At 66.6% G+C, this 16669-nt stretch carries 15 protein-coding genes and 3 pseudogenes; 10 read left to right on the top strand and 8 right to left on the bottom strand.

From position 1 onward, the window contains the following. Positions 1-9: 9 nt before the first annotated feature. A pseudogene (locus tag IB278_RS33990) lies at positions 10-81 on the bottom strand (hypothetical protein); the annotation flags it as partial. A gap of 920 nt (positions 82-1001) precedes the next feature. Further along, positions 1002-1943: a LysR family transcriptional regulator gene (locus tag IB278_RS31065; protein ID WP_192327843.1), complete on the bottom strand. Its 942-nt coding sequence runs from the start codon at positions 1941-1943 to the stop codon at positions 1002-1004. A 102-nt stretch (positions 1944-2045) separates the two neighbouring features. On the opposite strand from IB278_RS31065, the gene IB278_RS31060 reads away from it, so the two are divergent. From IB278_RS31060 to IB278_RS31040, 5 genes and pseudogenes are all read left to right on the top strand, one after another. Beyond that, positions 2046-3035: a Bug family tripartite tricarboxylate transporter substrate binding protein gene (locus tag IB278_RS31060; protein ID WP_192327840.1), complete on the top strand. Its 990-nt coding sequence runs from the start codon at positions 2046-2048 to the stop codon at positions 3033-3035. Positions 3036-3040: 5 nt separating this feature from the next. Continuing rightward, on the top strand, positions 3041-4285 hold the full coding sequence (locus tag IB278_RS31055; protein WP_192327837.1) for a hypothetical protein: 1245 nt from the start codon (positions 3041-3043) through the stop codon (positions 4283-4285). Continuing rightward, positions 4282-5211, top strand: a complete 930-nt coding sequence (locus IB278_RS31050; RefSeq protein ID WP_192327834.1) for a hypothetical protein — start codon at positions 4282-4284, stop codon at positions 5209-5211. The genes IB278_RS31055 and IB278_RS31050 overlap by 4 nt, the downstream gene beginning before the upstream one ends. Positions 5212-5403: 192 nt before the next feature. Further along, positions 5404-6933 carry a Fic family protein gene (locus IB278_RS31045; protein WP_192327831.1) on the top strand — a complete coding sequence of 510 codons (1530 nt, stop codon included), beginning with the start codon at positions 5404-5406 and terminating at the stop codon, positions 6931-6933. A gap of 119 nt (positions 6934-7052) precedes the next feature. Next, a pseudogene (locus IB278_RS31040) lies at positions 7053-7184 on the top strand (IS3 family transposase); the annotation flags it as partial. A 13-nt stretch (positions 7185-7197) separates the two neighbouring features. On the opposite strand, the pseudogene IB278_RS31035 reads toward IB278_RS31040, so the two are convergent. Further along, positions 7198-7281: pseudogene (locus tag IB278_RS31035) on the bottom strand (IS66 family transposase); the annotation flags it as partial. 12 nt (positions 7282-7293) lie between these two features. Continuing rightward, positions 7294-7737 carry a low affinity iron permease family protein gene (locus IB278_RS31030; protein WP_145746733.1) on the bottom strand — a complete coding sequence of 148 codons (444 nt, stop codon included), beginning with the start codon at positions 7735-7737 and terminating at the stop codon, positions 7294-7296. Between the two features lie 196 nt (positions 7738-7933). On the opposite strand from IB278_RS31030, the gene IB278_RS31025 reads away from it, so the two are divergent. Beyond that, positions 7934-8422: a DUF2231 domain-containing protein gene (locus IB278_RS31025; RefSeq protein ID WP_192327828.1), complete on the top strand. Its 489-nt coding sequence runs from the start codon at positions 7934-7936 to the stop codon at positions 8420-8422. Positions 8423-8437: 15 nt separating this feature from the next. On the opposite strand, the gene IB278_RS31020 is transcribed toward IB278_RS31025, so the two are convergent. Together IB278_RS31020 and IB278_RS31015 are read right to left on the bottom strand one after the other, a co-directional pair. After that, on the bottom strand, positions 8438-10216 hold the full coding sequence (locus tag IB278_RS31020; protein WP_192327826.1) for a RecQ family ATP-dependent DNA helicase: 1779 nt from the start codon (positions 10214-10216) through the stop codon (positions 8438-8440). 74 nt (positions 10217-10290) lie between these two features. Next, positions 10291-12474, bottom strand: a complete 2184-nt coding sequence (locus tag IB278_RS31015; RefSeq protein WP_318646722.1) for a TonB-dependent receptor — start codon at positions 12472-12474, stop codon at positions 10291-10293. A 166-nt stretch (positions 12475-12640) separates the two neighbouring features. On the opposite strand from IB278_RS31015, the gene IB278_RS31010 reads away from it, so the two are divergent. Genes IB278_RS31010 through IB278_RS31000 form a run of 3 tightly spaced genes read left to right on the top strand, consistent with a single transcriptional unit; the run spans position 12641 to position 14733 of the window. After that, entirely contained in the window at positions 12641-13855 is a 1215-nt protein-coding gene (locus tag IB278_RS31010; RefSeq protein ID WP_192327823.1) for a PDDEXK nuclease domain-containing protein, read from the top strand. Positions 13856-13909: 54 nt separating this feature from the next. Continuing rightward, positions 13910-14158 (top strand): DUF2892 domain-containing protein, encoded by a 249-nt coding sequence (locus IB278_RS31005; protein ID WP_318646721.1) that lies wholly within the window; start codon positions 13910-13912, stop codon positions 14156-14158. Then, the gene (locus IB278_RS31000) at positions 14155-14733 is read left to right on the top strand and encodes an RNA polymerase sigma factor (RefSeq protein WP_192327817.1); all 579 of its coding nucleotides are present in this window, start codon (positions 14155-14157) and stop codon (positions 14731-14733) included. The genes IB278_RS31005 and IB278_RS31000 overlap by 4 nt, the downstream gene beginning before the upstream one ends. Before the next feature lie 9 nt (positions 14734-14742). Here the strand turns inward: IB278_RS31000 and IB278_RS30995 are convergent, their stop codons facing one another. Further along, the gene (locus IB278_RS30995) at positions 14743-15093 is read right to left on the bottom strand and encodes a hypothetical protein (RefSeq protein ID WP_192327814.1); all 351 of its coding nucleotides are present in this window, start codon (positions 15091-15093) and stop codon (positions 14743-14745) included. Between the two features lie 133 nt (positions 15094-15226). On the opposite strand from IB278_RS30995, the gene IB278_RS30990 reads away from it, so the two are divergent. Further along, on the top strand, positions 15227-15601 hold the full coding sequence (locus IB278_RS30990) for a YbaN family protein (protein ID WP_192327811.1): 375 nt from the start codon (positions 15227-15229) through the stop codon (positions 15599-15601). Between the two features lie 3 nt (positions 15602-15604). Here the strand turns inward: IB278_RS30990 and IB278_RS30985 are convergent, their stop codons facing one another. Next, complete coding sequence (locus IB278_RS30985) at positions 15605-16627, bottom strand: tyrosine-type recombinase/integrase (protein ID WP_145746740.1); 1023 nt, start codon at positions 16625-16627, stop codon at positions 15605-15607. Positions 16628-16669: the final 42 nt, after the last annotated feature.

The raw sequence follows: 16669 nt of genomic DNA, 5'->3' as shown, positions 1-16669 counted from the left end.
GGCAGCAATCACGAAGGCGCTGCGTTTGATGAAGAGCAGCGGGCGGACCGATTCGAGCGTCGAAATCGCAGTCTTTGGCAAGCAACGGTCGAGGTCACTGGCACATCGCCCACGATCGTCATGCGTCGCATCACTCGGGTCCTCGGGCGCGGGGCGGAGGAGGCTCTGACGGCTGTCGGTCAGCCCTGGGTGGTGCGGGAGGGTTCCGACGTCGAGGTGCTGAAGGCCTCCGTTCTCGCGGGCCTGGAGGGGGTCCAAGAAGCGACGATTCGGCCTGTGGCGGACGTGCGGGTGTTGACGCCCGAGGAGGGCTTCCCGAAGTTGCCTTCGTCCGAGATGTGGCTGGAGCGGGCGAACCGTGAGTTGCCAAGGGCGGCCAAGTGCCTGTACGGGTTTCAGGTGGAGCAGCTGCCTCCGTGGGTGGCTGAATGACCCATCGCTCGGTCGCGCAGTTCACGACCTGTGCGACTCGAAATCTGAGGCGAAATCAAGCGTCGGCAACTTGGACGTTCTCGCCACCTTCGCTGCTGTGAGCTGATCTGGCTTTCGTTCGTAGCAGATCTGGATGGGGCGCCGCGCGGCCACTAAAGCTTGCTTAGAGCTTGGAGGGTGACAGCGGCTGGCATCGAGGCGTTCTTTTCCCTGAGAGGATTTTTTCCCCCTGCCTCTACCAACGCCGAACCGCTGTCGGGAGGCAGTGTGCGCGACGGGGGCGAAGTCGCCGTGAAGTCTGTGCGAGAGTTCTGTGAAGCGATACTTTCCGTCTTGTTGTCGGCCACTCTCCGTCCAGTACGGCATATACGTGCGCGCTGTGCAGGGTGCTTTAGCACCGCGCCTGGCCAACCTGCGGTAACAGGGTGTTTACGTGTCTTTGATTCTCGTAGGTTGGCGTATGTGCGGCACCGCGTGGTCCTCCTCCAAGCGAAGGAGGGGATGCACGCACGCTGGGTACGTGACCCGCAGAGCAATTGCGCTGAACGCCAAGCGTCCGCTTTAGCCTGCTAGGGCGTGAGCTCGTCAACGACAGCGTGCAGCAGCTTTATCGCCGGCTCACCGGCTGATGCAGATCGGTAGACAAGCGCGACCGGCACCCGAGAGGGCGTCATCTCGACGCGAACAACCGCAATCCGCCCCAAGCGCTGTTCTGCCGTGGCCATGGCCCGTGGCACTGCGGCCAGCCCCGCTCCGGCTGCCACCAGTTGCACGTTGGTGGCTGGATTGTTCGAGACGATGCACGGTGCCGGTACTGGGACACCCGCCCGCAGAAACTGGCTCTCAAGCGCCTGGCGGCTCAGCAGCGCCGGCTCCGGCATGATCCATTGGGCAGCCACAAGCGCGTCCCATCCGACGCGTCTTTTTCTTGCCAAGGGATGCGTGGGCGGGGCGATCACCACGTACTCGTGCTCCGCGCAACGTTTGTAGACCAAACGCGTCGCTCGCTTGGCGGCAAACGCTGCTTGATTGAACGAGGTCAACAGGGCATCGAGTTCTCCCTGCAACAGGGCCTCGAACAACTGCGGTACGGCCTGCTCGCGCAGCCGAACGACAACGCGTTCACTGCGAGCCTGCAGCAATGCCAGCACAGCGGGCAGTGCGCCGCCAGCCGCCACGGCGGGTGGTGCGCCGAGATGCAACACCGCAACGGGTTCTTCGCTCGAGGCGTGTGCCGCTTCGCTCAGATGCCCGAGCGCCGCCAGCAGCGTTGCCGCGCCCTGCACGATCACCTCGCCGCGTGTCGTGGGTGCCAAGCCGCGAGCGCCGCGCCGGAACAACGGAAACCCGAAGGCCTCTTCGACCTCCTTGAGCGTCTTGCTCAACGCGGGCTGAGACAGATGCAGCGTGGCGGCGGCCTTGCTCAGGGTGCCGCAGCGGTGCAGTTCCACCAGCAACCGCAGATGTCGGAAGCGCAGGCGTGACACCAGGCTGTCGAGTTCGTCTTGCATGGAAAGTCATTCCATTAAGTTATGGCTTATTGAAAATATATCACTGTTCTCATAAGTGCCATGCGACCTATGCTGTGCCAACGGCGCTCGCCCGCGCCAACAATGGAGACAGGCCTGATGAGACGATGTTTTGCCGCACTGCTTGCCACCTTCCTGGCGCTGCCGGCGATGAGTGCAACCGCAGCCGATTTCCCGACGGGCGGCAAAGCAATCCGCCTCGTCGTCGGTCTTGCCCCAGGCGGGCCGACAGACCAGCAGGCGCGCTTCCTGGCCGAGCAGCTGCGCAAGGAACTGGGTACCACGGTGGTCGTTGAGAACCGCCCTGGCGCGAGCATGAACATGGCCACTGCGGAAGTCGCCCGCGCCGCGGCGGACGGCTACACGCTGCTCTACAGCCCCTTGAGTCCCTTCGCCCAGAATCCGCACTCGTTCGCCAAGCTGCCATTCGACCCGTTCAAGGACTTCACGCCGCTGTCGCTTGCCAGCGTCGGTCCGCTCGTGCTGGTCGCCCACAAGTCAGTGCCGGCGGAGAATCTGAAGGAACTCGTGGCCTATGCCCGGGCCAACCCCGGCAAGCTGAACTACGCCTCGTTCGGCAAGGGCAGTTCATCGCACCTCTTCGGCCAGTGGATGGCCAGGCACTACGGCCTCGACATGGTGCACATTCCCTACAAGGGAGCCGGTGACGTGCAGAAGGATCTGGTCGGCGGGCGCGTGCAGATCATGTTCGCCGCGGCAGGCGGTGCCCTGCAGTTCGTGCGAACCGGCAACGTCAGGATGATCGGCGTCGCGGCGCCACAGCGCTCGCGGCTGCTGCCTGGCGTGCCGACACTGGTGGAGCAAGGTGGCACGGGCCTGGACATCGACGGCTGGGTCGGCGTCTTTGCGCCAGCGAACCTGCCGCCGCCCATCACGGCGCGCCTGAACGCGGCGCTTGTCAAGGTGCTTGCGACACCTGAACTGAAGCGAGAGTTCGAGAAAGGCGCGTACGAGGCGGCCTCCTCGACGCCCTCGGAATTTGCGGCGATGGTCCGTGAAGCATACGAACGCTGGGGAAAGATCGCTGCATCGCTGGGTGTGCAGAAGGAGTGATTCGCATGGATGAAGAGGTCGATGCGCTGACCCGTACCCTGGCGGCTGACATGGTTCGACAGGCTGCTTTCGGAGACAAGATCTCGGGGGGGGCCGGCGACGCGGCGACCGCGCAGTGGATCGCGGGCCGCCTCGCCGCGTCGGGCTATGACATTGAGCGTCAGGGCATCGATGTGCCTTTCTTCGATCCGATCGATTGCCGCCTGGTCGCGGGCGAGGCCGCGGCGCCGGTGTACTGGCAGTCGCCCGTCACTGCAACCGGTATGCAGGGCCTGCGCGCACCGTTGGCGGTGGTGCGCGCGCCGTATGAGGCGATGGATGCAGCCGGTCGTATTGCGCTGCTGGTCTTGCCGCATGCGCGCCATGCCTCGGTCGATTCACCTCTCGTTGCGCCCCTGATTGCGGCTGCGTCGGCAGCGGGCGCCGTCGCTCTGGTCATCGTGCCGGTCGGCCCAACCGGCGAGGTGGTGGCATTGAACGCCGGTTTCGGGGCACCCGTCGCACCGGTGCCCGTCGCGGTTCTCGCGCCGGCGCTTGCCGAACCATTCCTGCGCGCAGCGCGCAGCGGATTGCCCGCCACGCTGTTTCTGCACGGCCAGACGAGCGTGCGGCAGACCTCGAATCTGCAAGCCACGCTGCGGCGCGGCCCGCGATGGCTGTGCCTGTCCACGCCACGCACCGGCTGGTTCGGCTGCGTTGCCGAGCGCGGCACGGGAGCGGCTGCATTTCTGGCGATGGCGGCGTGGGCTGTCGAGCGCTTTCCGGACCTCTCCCTGTTCCTGCTGAATACAGGGGCGCACGAGTACCGGTTTGCCGGCGCGCACCGCGCACTGGCACAAGCCCCCGCGCCCGCCGACACCTTGGCATGGGTTCATCTGGGCGCCGCGCTCGCGGTGCGCGACCGGCTCGAATTCCGTGGCGAGTTCTTCGATCTTCCTTCGGCCGACGCGAACCGCATGACGATGGCGACCGAATCGCTGCAGGACGCCGCGCGTGCGGCCTTTCGCGGCCTTCCCGGGTTGGAGCGAATCATGACACCGATGTCTGGCGTCAGCGAGCTTGGCGCGATCGTCGAGCGCGGCTACGGCCGCGCAATGGCGGTATTGGGCATACCGCGAGCCTTTCACACGCGCGCAGACGACCTTGGCGAGGTCGATGCCCGTCTGCTGGCACCGGTCGTCCGCGCGCACATGGCGGTGGTGGAAACCGTCCATCGCCAGACCAGCCGGGCTTCGGAGGGCGTTGCATGATGCGCGCGCAGCGCTGCCTGTCGCAGCCACTGATCCATGCGGGACTCGACGCCTCGCTCGGCCACAACATCAATGGCCCGTCGCTGATTCGGGTGCCCGATTGGCTGCCCAACCCGCTCGGGCGCTACTACCTGTATTTCGCGCACCATCAGGGTCGACACATCCGGCTCGCCTATGCCGATGATCTGCTGGGCCCGTGGACCGTCCACGCGCCGGGCGTACTGCCGGTTGCAGATTCGCATTGCTCCGATCACGTGGCCTCGCCCGATGTGCATGTGGATCACGCTGCGCGAAAGATACGCATGTACTTTCACGGGGTGGCGTTCGCCGCAGGCCAGACGGACGGTCACGAAACGCAGTTCGGGGAAGCAGCGCGCTGGATCGGCAATCAACGCACCAAGCTGGCCATTTCAGATGACGGCCTGCATTTTTCGGCCCAACCACAGGTGCTGGGAGCGTCCTACTTCCGCGTGTTCGAGTGGCAAGGGCGCCAGCATGCGCTGGCAATGCCCGGCGCGTTCTATCGCATGGACGAACACGGCGGCTTCGAGCTTGGCCCGGTGCCGTTCGAGCCCAGCTTCCGGCATTGCGCAGTGCGTGTGAATGGCCCGCTGCTGCACGTCTATTTCACGCGAGTGGGCGACACGCCGGAGCGCATCCTTCACACCATCGTCGATCTCAGGCCCGACTGGACCGCCTGGAGGCACGGGGATGTCACTACGCTGTTGCAGCCTGAATTGGCCTGGGAGGGCGCTGCAATGCCTGACGCGCCATCACGCCGCGGCCCTGTCTTCGAGTTAGTGCGGCAGTTGCGTGATCCTGCGGTGTTCGTCGAAGAAGGCAAGGAATATTTGTTGTATGCCGCGGGCGGCGAGCGGGCTATAGGCTTGGCTCAGTTGCAATATGCGGGCATGCCTTTTCGATAGCATCCGTTTCTCGTGAGTCGTGACCAAGGAGGACGGGCCGCCACCGATAACTGGGTGTCAGCCCACAACACGCGCACCCTCTTGGATAGCGCTGCCAACCGACGTGGCATTGCGCCAAGCGCCAGCAGAATGACAAAATTCTGGGATCCACGGCCTAGAATGCAAAAAATCCTGTAACATTTAGGAAAAAAAATGGCCTACGTAGGCTACGAATACGTGCGGTCGAGCTTGGCCCTGCCGATCTTCGAAGTGCGCCGACCCGCTTTGGTCAAACCGGTCACGCGCATCATGTCATCTGCGGAAGCACTTGGCGTGCCGGCCTCGCTGGCGCCGGCCGACGGCGACTTTGTAGCGCACTTGCTCTTTGCCCTCAAGCATGAGGGCGTGAACCTGCAGGTGCTTGCAAGCGCATCCCAGCACCTCGCCGCCTCCGACCTGGCCGCGGCGCTTGCTGCGACTCCGAATGGACAATACGTGCGAATGCTTTGCAGCGCATGGGAACACTTCACCGGCAACCAGGTGGTGGCCCAGCCGGTCATCACCGCGGGCTATGTTGACTTGTTCGACGAGGGTCGTTACTACACGGGCGGTACCGACCGCGACTCTCGATGGCGAGTCAACTTCAACGGCCTCGGAACCTGGGACTACTGCGTCACCGTAGAGCGCACGCCCGCGATCAGGGACGGGCTGGACTTTGATGTGCTGGGGGCCACCCGTGACTTCGCCGCCTCCCTCAACAGCGAACTCCTTGATCGCACGTTGACCTGGGCGTATCTGCACGAGACCCAAGACAGTTACGCGATAGAGAAAGAGGCGCCGTCGGAAGACAAGGCGCGCACTTTCATCCACCTGCTGCGTCAGGCGCACAAGCCGCGCACCCTTGACGAGGCGTATCTGGTGGAGTTGCAGGCCTCGATCGTCTCCAATCCTTACAACCAGGCGGTTCAATACCGGACGGAGCAAAACTGGCTGAGCGACGGCGGCCGCGGTGCGCTGGGCGTGACCTTCGTGCCTCCGCGGCCTGATGATCTGCCGGCGCTGATGGATGCGTGGTCACGTTTCGCTAACGACACCGCGAAGCATCTGGATCCACTGATGGCCGCCAGCATTGCCTCTTTCGGTTTTGTCTACTTGCACCCATTCATGGACGGCAACGGACGTCTTTCCCGCTTTCTCTTTCACAAGGTCCTGTGCCAGTCCGGTCAACTGCCCGACGGCATGCTCCTCCCGGTTTCTGTGGCCATGAAGCGCCACGAGGCACAGTATCTGAGCGTCCTACAGGACTTCTCCCGTCCGGCGCGCGCGCTGGTCAACGCCAGGGCGGCCGGCGAGGGCGACTTTGAATTCACGTTCAAGTGTGACGACACGATCTTTCGCTTCTGGGATGCCACGCGCTGTGTGGAATTCGGCTTGAGCATGGCGCGCGAAGCACTGGAGGTGGAGCTGCGCAACGAGACGAACTTCATCGTTCATTTCGACGCAGTGCGCAAACAGATCGACGATCAGTACGACCTGCGTGGTTCGACGCTGGCAACGCTGGTGTCTATCGCGCTCAACAACGGCGGCGCGATCTCCAATAAAAAGCGAAAGCGCTACGCCGATGAGGTCGCGCCTCAGATCTTCGATGCGATCGAGCATAAGGCCCGAGAAGTTCTCACTGATGCCCTTGACGAATCTGATGGCGCAACAGACGACACCGACCGTGACGGGGTGCCCCGCTAAACGCTGATGCCGCCGGCACTTCCAAAGGGTCGGGGCGGTCGGACTTTTCTCGGGCCAGAACCAGACATTCGCCGCCACGGCAAAATTTCGGCTATACAGCGTCGTTCTGCTGCATGGCAGCGGGTTGGCGGGTCAGCCGTTCGATGCGCACGGACTTCGTGCTCGATGCGTTGGAGCAAGCGCTGTACGACCGCCAACCCGAGAGCGATGGCAGCTTGATTTGCCACTCGGATCGCGGCTCGCAATACGTCTGACGAAGGGCCGGATCGCGTTCTCCACCGGGTTGGAGTCCAGCGGCCAAGCGCCGTTTTCCAAGAACCGCACGAGCTTGGGCCACTGTCCGTGCAGATCAGGATTTCTTCATGCTTTGCTTTCAGTTTGCGCAGTTTCCTGGGTTGCACCCTCGTTGCCACGGCGCGCGCGCTCGCTGCGCGTGCGATCGAGCGCGGCATGGCTTCTCCTGGCGGCCGCCTCGCATTTCTCGTGCAGCTCGGCCAGTTCCTTGTCCGTGAGCTTCTCGATGCCCATGAACTCGTCACCGGCGTTCGATGACCGGATCAGCTCGTCGAGCTTGGTCTGAAGCGCCGCGCCATCGCGGTTCTGCGTGTTCTGGATCAGGAACACCATGAGGAACGTGACGATGGTGGTGCCGGTGTTGATGGTCAGCTGCCAGTTCTCGGAAAAATGGAAGAAGGGCCCCGCCGCCGCCCAGGCAACGACCAGCGCGACACAGATCAGGAATGCGATCGGACTGCCGGCCGCGCGCGCCGTGGCATTGGCGAAGGATGCGAAGAACTTGTCCATGTCGCGCAGCGTGCTGCGTTGGCAACCGCAGGGCGTCATCCTTCGTCGATAAAGAGAGTTTGAATTTTTCCCTTGCGCTTGTGAGACGGCAGCCGGCGGGTAGGAAAGTACCGACCCGCACTGGCGGCACCTGCTTGCGCGGGACCGGCCGCGGCTGCCGCTCAGATGGCAGGGTTCAGGCAATGGAGGTGATCCCATGCATGCAAGAGTCCGTTTCCTCGGCCACTCGGTGCACCAGATGCTCGTGGTGTTTCCGCTCGGGCTGCTCGCCACGGCAGTGGTGTTCGACATCATCTACCTGGCGGGACGCAGCCAGGTCATGGCCGCCGTGTCGTACTGGCTGATCGCGGCCGGCCTGGTGGGCGGCGTGCTCGCCGCGCCTTTCGGAACCCTCGACTGGCTGGCCATTCCTTCGGGCACCCGGGCGAAGCGCATCGGCGCCATGCACGGCGGCGGCAACGTGCTCGTCCTGCTGCTGTTCGTTGCGAGCTTTCTGCTGCGCGACCGCGACTATGCGCCGCAACTGAGCCAGATGGCCTGGTCCTTTGCAGGCGCGGCCCTCGCGATGGTCACGGCCTGGCTCGGCGGAGAGCTGGTGGACCGGCTGGGCATCGGTGTCGACGAGGACGCCGGCATGAACGCTTCGAGTTCGCTGCACAAGCGGCACGTGATCGCGGGCAAGTAGGGTTTGGTGCCGGAGTCAGGCGCGGCGAAGCGCGGGCACCGGGCGCACGAACTCGGGCCGGAAGCAGCGCTGGCTGCCGTCGGGAAATGCGATCGTGACGGAGACCGCATCGGCCGCCGTGACACATCCGACCCCATAGCGCGGCACGCGCACGGAGGCTCCGCGCACAAAGGCCACGGCATGCTGCGGCGGGGCCGCTTCTGCTTCTTCCTTTGCTGCCGCATCTGGCGCGGCCGCGCGGCGCTCGCGCTCGTGGCGGGCCAGCCGCACGCAGTTGTCGCAGGCACCGCAGCGCTGCGCGAGCGCATCGCTTCCAAGGCCCGACAGCAGCACCTGCCAGCGGCACAGGCCGGTCGTCGCGTAGAAGGTCATGCGTTCCAGCGCCTCGCGGTCCTGCGCGCGCTTCTCGCGGTGTTCGTCCAGGAGCGCGTCGAGTTCGGCGTCTTCGAGCGGCGGCTTCCCGCGCCAGCGCAGCCGTCCCTCGCGGTCGCGCGCCACCAGGTCTTCCTGCCGCAGCAGGCTCAGCAGCACGCGAAGCTTGCCGCGCGGCAGGCGCGCGCGCTGCTGGAGCTCCGCCTCGCTCCAGCCCGGTGCCGCGGCCGCGTTCGACATCCGCAGCAGCAGCTGCTGCAGTGCACGCAGCTCGGCCAGGTCGGGCAGCCAGCCGGCCAGGAAGAACTGCTGCACGGCGCGGTCGCGCCGCAGGTAGAGAAGAACGCAGTCGGCGCGCTCGCCGTCGCGGCCGGCGCGGCCCGATTCCTGGTAGTAGGCATCCAGGCTGGAGGGCATCTGGTAGTGCAGCACGAAGCGGATGTCCGGCTTGTCGACCCCCATGCCGAAGGCATTGGTGGCCACCATCACGCGCAGCGCGCCGGCCATGAACGCGTCCTGCGCGGCGCGCCGTTCGCCGGCACGCCGCCGGCCGTGGTACAGGCCCGCGGACTCGCCGGCGGCCGCCAGTTCGGCGAAGAAGGCCTCGGCCGCCTTGACCGTGGCGGTGTAGACGATGCCGCTGCCCCGCAGGCCCGCCACCAGCGCGAGCGCGCGCCGCAGCTTGTCTTCCTCGCGCATCGCCGGCTCGACCGCATAGTGCAGGTTGGGCCGGTACGCACCCGTGTCGACGAGGCCGGCGCGCGGAATGCCGAGCTTCTCCATGATCTCGCCGGCCACTTCGCCGTTCGCCGTGGCCGTGAGCGCCAGCACCACCGGATGGTCCAGCGTGCGCACCGCCGCACCCAACTCGAGGTAGGCGGGCCGGAAGTCGTGCCCCCACTGCGAGATGCAATGCGCCTCGTCGACCACGAGCAAGGAGGTCGGGTGCCGATGGAGCAGCGCCAGGAAATCGGCGTCGGCCAGGCGCTCCGGCGTGCTGAAGATCACGCGCGCAGAACCGTCGGCAATGGCGGCCTGGGCGACGCCGATCTCCTGTGCGGTGCACTGGCTGTTGAGCTGCACGGCGCTCACGCCCGTCGCGTTCAGCTTCTCGCACTGGTCCTTCATGAGCGCGATCAGGGGCGAGACCACCACCGTCTGTCCCGGCACGAGCACCGCGGGCACCTGGTAGCACAGCGATTTTCCCGCCCCCGTGGGCATGACGGCGAGCGTGGACTCGCCGCCGACCACGCGATCGATCACGCGGCGCTGCCCGGGCCGCAGCCGCCGGTGGCCGAACACCTCGTGGAGCACGCGGTCGACGGGTGCTTCAAGGGCAGCGCGGGTGCGTTCCTTGCGGACGGCGGCCCGCGTCGTTGTCTTCGTTTTCTTCGGCGGGGGCTTCTGGTGGTGCTCTGGCATGCGTGAGCGCCAATCTGCCCGCCGTGCGAACACCGCCCTGTGGGCGCACATCCATGCGCCGCGTCGGCCGGGTCTTAGAAGTCGATGCTGGCCGAGATGCTCAGCGTGCGCGGCGAGCCGACGAACAGGTAGCCCGCGGTCGACGTGCCCCAGTAGTCCTTGTCGAACAGGTTCTCCACGTTCATGCGGAAAGTCACGGGCTTGCCGCCGAGTCGCGTCGCATAGCGCGCGCCGGCATCGAAGCGATTCCAGCCCGGAATGTGCAGGGTGTTGGCAGGATCGACGGCGGTCTTGCCCGTGTGGATCATGCGGCCCGTGAGCGTCAGTCCGGGAAGGAACGGCATGTCCCATTCCGCGCCCAGGTTCAACTGCCAGTCCGGCACGCCGATCGCCTTCTTGCCTTCCAGCGCGCTCGTGGCCGCCTTGGTGATGACGCCGTCCATGTAGGTGACGCCGCCCAGAACGCGCACACCGCGCGCCAGCTCGCCGGCCAGGGTAGCTTCGACACCCCGGTTGCGCTGCTCGCCGAAGACGCCGAAGGTCGAACCCGAGATGCCGGCGCTCGGCTTGGTCAGCTCGAACAGGCTGACGGCCGCCACCATGCCTCCGTCGAGGTCGAACTTGACGCCGATCTCCTTCTGCTTGGACTTGTACGGCGGCATGACCGCACCCGGATTGCTGATCGCTGCGCTGATCGGAGCGACGTCCCCGCGCGACAGGCCCTCGATGTAGCTCGCATAGAGCGAGATGTTCGGCTGGAGCTTGTAGACCACGCCGGCCACCGGCGTGGTGGCGCTCTCGTCGTAGTAGGCGCCGCTCGCCTGGCCGGTGGAAAAGTCGTAGTTCTGCCCGGCCACCTGCTGCCGGCGCAGGCCCAGGGTCACGCGCAGCCGGTCGTCCATGAACGACAGCGTGTCGGCCAGTGCCACGCTGGTCAATTTGGTGTCGAGGTACGGGCGCAGCGGGTTGCTGATGCCGGCCGTGGACGGCGTCGGGAACAGCAATCCGGCATACAGGTTGGAACTGCCGCCGGGGTAGCCCGTGTAGAAGCCCAGCAGCTGATCCTGTTCGAGGCGCGAGAAGCTCAACGCCGCCTCATGCTTCACGGGGCCGGTCGAGAACCTGCCGCGCAGGCCCGCGTCCAGCGACTTGCTCTCGACGGACATGCGTTGCCAGCCGCCGAAGAACGAGTAGTTGCCGGCGGTGTCCGTGATGACCGGGTTGGATGCGACCGCGCCCCAGTTCAGCTTGCGCTGGCCGTAGCTGGCGTAGGCCGTGAGGTTGTCGTTCAGGTCGTATTCGGCCTTGAGCACCGCCGAGCCATTGCGCCCGTCGGACCAGCCCAGACCCGGATAGGGATAGCTGTTGTCCGGCGCGCGCGGCACGGCGGCGAGCGTCGGGCCCGCCTGGAACTGGCGCACGACATTGTCGATGCGCTCCTTCTGCGCCAGCAGGTCCAGCGAAGCGCGTAGTGCGCGGCCCCGATAGTCCAGGCCGACGGCGCCCAGGCTTTCACGCGTGGACTGGCCCTTGATGGCCGTGTCGCCTTCGCGCTGCGTCGCGTTGATGCGCACGCCGAACGATCCGTCCGGCCCGAAGCGCCGGCCGATGTCGACATGGCCGCCGAACACGGCGTCGGACGAGGCACTGCCGGTAAAGCGCGTGATCGGCTCGCTTTCCGCGCGCTTGGGGACGAGGTTGACCACGCCGCCCACGCTGCCGCCGGGCGTCATGCCGAACAGCGAGGCGGACGGACCCTTGATGATCTCGACCCGCTCCACCGCTTCCAGGGGGGCGCGCCAGTACGGCGTCACGCCGAACACGCCGTTCAGCGCAAAGTCGCTGCTCGGGACGCTGAAGCCGCGGATCGTGATGTCCTCGTTGAGGTTGGATCGCGCGCTGCCCATGCGCACGGACGGGTCCGCCGACAGGACGTCGGCCACCGAGCGCGCCTGGTCGTTCTCGATCGTCTGGGCGGTATAGCTGGTCACGCTGAAGGGCGTTTCCATGACGGAGACGTTGCCGAGGATGCCCATGCGCGCGCCGCGGCCCACCTGGCCCCCGCTGATCGCAGGGGGCGGCGCATCGATCGAATCGCTCTGCTCGATTGCCGCGACCGGCGGCAGCGTCGCTGTTGCGGCCGGAGCAGGTTCGTTCGTCGGCCTTGCATCCACCGTCTGCGCCAGCGCGGCGCCTGCGCAGGACGCCATGCTGGCCGCGAACGCCGCCTGCGCCGCGACGGCCAACTTCGATTTCACGCCGCGCCGGCGCCCGCACAAATGATCGACCATAAACATTCTGTCCATTGATGATAATGAGAAGTATTTATATTCGTATCATCAAAGTCAAGATGCTTGCCTGCCGATCGAGGGGGAAGGGTGCCAGATGCCTGCAGCTAGGATATGCAGTGCACAACACCAAGCCATGAGCAAAGCCATTCCTCCGCCGGGCAAGGCAAGGGCCGCCGTCCCGTTCGGCGGGTATGCCGATTTCCGCGGCGGCATCGTCGAGCTGCTCGATGCGGCGCGGCGGGCCGCCGCGCGCAGCGTCAATGCGTGGATGACGGCGAGCTATTGGGAGATCGGCCGGCGGATCGTCGAGGCCGAGCAGAAGGGCCGGCGGCGGGCGGGTTACGGCGAGCAGCTGATCGAGCGGCTCTCGATCGACCTGACGAGCCGGTTCGGCCGGGGCTTCAGCCGCCAGAACCTGCAGCAGATGCGCTCGTTTTTCCTGGCCTGGCCGATTCGCCAGACAGTGTCTGGCGAATCTCCTGCACTGCCGCCGCCCGGACAGGCAGTGCAGGAGACCGATGGGCCATTGTTCGCCAGCGATCCTGCCGGCGCTCCCGGATCATGGCCGTTGGAAGACCTCGCGCGGATGTTCACGCTGCCCTGGTCCGCCTACGTTCGGCTGCTGTCGGTCAAGGACGGCAACGCACGCCGGTTCTATGAAGCCGAGGCGCTGCGCGGCGGATGGAGCGTGCGCCAGCTCGACCGCCAGATCGGCAGCCAGTTCTACGAGCGCACCGCGCTCTCCAGCAACAAGGCCGCGATGCTCGCGAAGGGCGCGGTCCCGAAGCCGCAGGATGCGGTGACGCCCGACGACGCGATCAAGGACCCCTACGTGCTGGAGTTCCTCGATCTCCGGGACGAGTACTCCGAATCCGACCTGGAGGCGGCCCTGATCCACCGGCTGGAAGATTTCCTGCTCGAGCTCGGCGGCGACTTCAGCTTCGTCGGGCGGCAGCGAAGGCTGCGCATCGACCAGACCTGGTACCGCGTGGACCTGCTGTTCTTCCACCGGCGCCTGCGCTGCCTCGTCATCATCGACCTGAAGCTTGGCGGGCTGACGCATGCGGACGTGGGGCAGATGCACATGTACTGCAACTACGCCAGGGCGCACTGGACCCTGCCCGACGAGAACCCGCCGGTCGGCCTGATCCTCTGTGCCGACAAGGGCCAGGCGCTGGCGCGCTATGCGCTCGAGGGACTGCCCAGCAAGATCATGGCCGCGAACTACCGCACCGTGCTGCCGGATGCAGAGCTGTTGCAGAGCGAACTCGAGAAGACGCGGCGCATGCTGGAGACGCGCGGCGCCTTCCGCGGCAGGGACCAGCCGGGCGGCGCGGCCGGGCAATAGGATCCTGCGGATTTCTTTTCCGCGCCGAATCCTTTGGGCCCTGAAGCGGCCTCCATGCAAGGGTCAACAATCACCGGAGCCCGCACCATGTTTCATCTCAAACGCAATGTCCCGTCTTGGGAGCGCGCAGTTCGGCTGTGCCTCGGCGCCTTCGCCGCCCTGGGCGCTTTCTACTTCTTGCCGGCGGGGGCGCTTCGCATCCTGGGGTTCGGTGCCGCGGGAATGCTCGCGGCCACGGCCATCGCCGGGTTCTGTCCCGCCTGCGCGATGCTGGGCCGGAAGGCCGCGGGCCCCGCCCGATGATCGGCGCGTCCGCTGCGCTGATCGAGGCCGCCTGCGCCGGGGACGAGCGGGCGCTGTCGCAGTTGCTGCGCGCCTGCCAGCCCGACCTCAGGCGATTCGCGCGCCGCACTTGTTCGAACAGCGAAGACGCCGAGGATGCGGTGCAGGTGGCGCTGTGGCAGCTGCACCGCAAGATCGGAACGCTCGGCACCGTGGCGGCCTTTGCCACCTGGCTGTTCCGCATCGTCGAGCGCGAGTGCTACCGGATCTTCAAGCGCAGTGCCGCCAAGGCGCCCCCTTCAGCGCCGTTGGCGCAGGAGCTGGCCGCGCCGCAGATTCCCACGGACCTGCGCCTCGACCTCGCGCGGGCCATTGCCGCGCTGCCGGAGGCCTATCGCGTCGCGCTGATCCTGCGCGATGTCGAGGAACTGACCGCCCCCGAGGTCGCGGCAAGCCTGGGGCTGAGCGTGCAGGCCGTGAAGAGCCGGCTGCATCGCGCTCGCGCGATGGTGCGCGAGCGCCTGATGAGCGGCGGCTACTGGGATCGGGATGGCGAATCCGGATCGGATCCGGGGGCGCAGGGGACCATCGCGTAGGTCCCTTTTTCACTCGTCCAGCGCGGCATCCCTGCGCGTTCGCGCCAGCAGGCTGCGCACCGAGGACTCGAGCTCGCGCAGCTGGAGCGCAATGTCGTGCAGCTGCTCGGCAAGGGTGGTGAATCCGGCCGGGTCCTCCGCCCTGGCGGCGGCCGGGCGTGCCGGCCTGTGCGAGGCTTCCGGGCTCGCGGCGTGCATCAAGGCGGCGACGCTGGCCGCGGCGCTGCCGGCTGCATGGCGAAGCGCGTCGACGGCCTGGTCGACCTGCGCGTCGCGCCTTGCCATGGCATCCGCCACGGTGCCGCGCCAATCTTCCAGTGCGCGAGGCTCCTTGCCGAACAGGTTGTCGATCTCCTTCATGGCCTCGATTTTGTCGGAGAACGGGGTTCACATCATCCATGGCCGTCGACGGCTCTCGAACAGCCTTGGCTTAGGATGCGCCGATGCTCCTTTCGCAACTTCCGGCGGATCGCCCCGAAGGGCGCCTTTCTTCATGAGGCCCGCCGGCCCCGTCGCGAGACTGCTCTGGCGCGTGCTGGCGCTGGTGTTCGTCGCCCTCGGCCTGATCGGTGCCTTTCTTCCCGTTCTTCCGACGGTGCCGTTCCTGCTCGCAGCCGCCTGGGCCGCCGGGCGCGGCTGGCCCGCGCTCGAACACCGGCTGCTCGCGCATCCCCGCTATGGCGAGTACATCCGCCAGTGGCGCCAACGCGGAGCGGTGCCCCGCCGCGCGAAGTGGACCGCGACGGCCATGATGGCGCTGAGCTCGGCCGTATTGCTGGCCACCGCCGTCCCCGTCGCCGTGAAGATCGGCGCGCCGGTGCTCATGGCGGCCGTCGCGATCTGGCTGTGGAGCCGACCCGACAACTGATCGTCAGACGACCTCGGCCGGACCGGTGAGCACGCGCTGGTACTTGCCCATCGCCTCGGGTTCCACGCCGAGCCAGCGCGCCACCTGATCGAGCGTGGCGCCCCTGCGCAACTGGCGCAGCGCGAAGGTGTGGCGCAGCAGGAAGGAGCCGCCGCCGGCCGCCTCGATGCCCGCGTCCTGGAGCACCTGCTTGGCGGCAACGTACTGCGCCTCCTTGCTCCAGGGCTTGCCGCTGCGCGTGGCCGGGAACAGGAACTCGCCCGCAATCAGCGTCTCGGCGCGTACCTTGAGCCAGTGCTGGAGAAGCTCGCCGGCCCACGGAGCGACCGGCGCCTCGCGCGCCGGCGAATTGCCGTTGCCCGGCACCGCAACCTTCCACGGCCGATCGCGCCGGCCCGCCATCTGCGATGTCGGCGCATCGAGCCGCAGCAGGCGGACGTCGCCCGGCGTGAGCCCTGCGCCCAGCTGCAGGGCAACGGCCGTCCGGTTGCGCAGCGCCTGCCAGCTCAGCGCGGCCTGGGCATGCCGGTCGCCCGCCGCGCCGGGGCGTGGCCGGGCGCTCGAGAGAAAGACGATGAGGTGCCGGGCCTCGGAGACCGAGAGGAATTCCGGCAGCGGATCGGTCCGCGCCGAATCCGCGTAACGAATCTCCGGCTGCGTCGCGATCCAGTCCGCGGCGGCGGTGTTGACGGGAATGTCGTGCGTCTGTGCATGGTGGCGCAGCACCCGGTCGATCAGCCGGAGCAGGCGCAGCGCATAGCGCGGCGACAGCGACAGGTCGTCGCTTTTCATGCCGAAGCGCGCCTGCTGGAACGCCGACAGGTCGCCCTTGTCCAGCGAGGCCAGCGTCACCGCGGGCGACTGGCCGAGGCACCAGGCCGTGAAACTGCCCCACATGTCCCGGTAGACCGCGATCGAGGAGGGCTGCCGCAAGGCGCCGTTTTCCTGCTGCGCGGCCAGCCAGCTGGCAAACGCCGCCTGATGCGATTCGCCGGAGGGTTCGGGGAAGAGGGGAAGGGACGGCATAGAAAATACGCTAACGGCAGGCCTTTGTATTGGAGAGCAGTG

It is taken from the genome of Variovorax sp. VRV01, assembly GCF_014852545.1.
Taxonomy (GTDB): domain Bacteria; phylum Pseudomonadota; class Gammaproteobacteria; order Burkholderiales; family Burkholderiaceae_C; genus Variovorax; species Variovorax beijingensis_A.
This window is presented reverse-complemented; position numbering and strand designations above follow the sequence as displayed.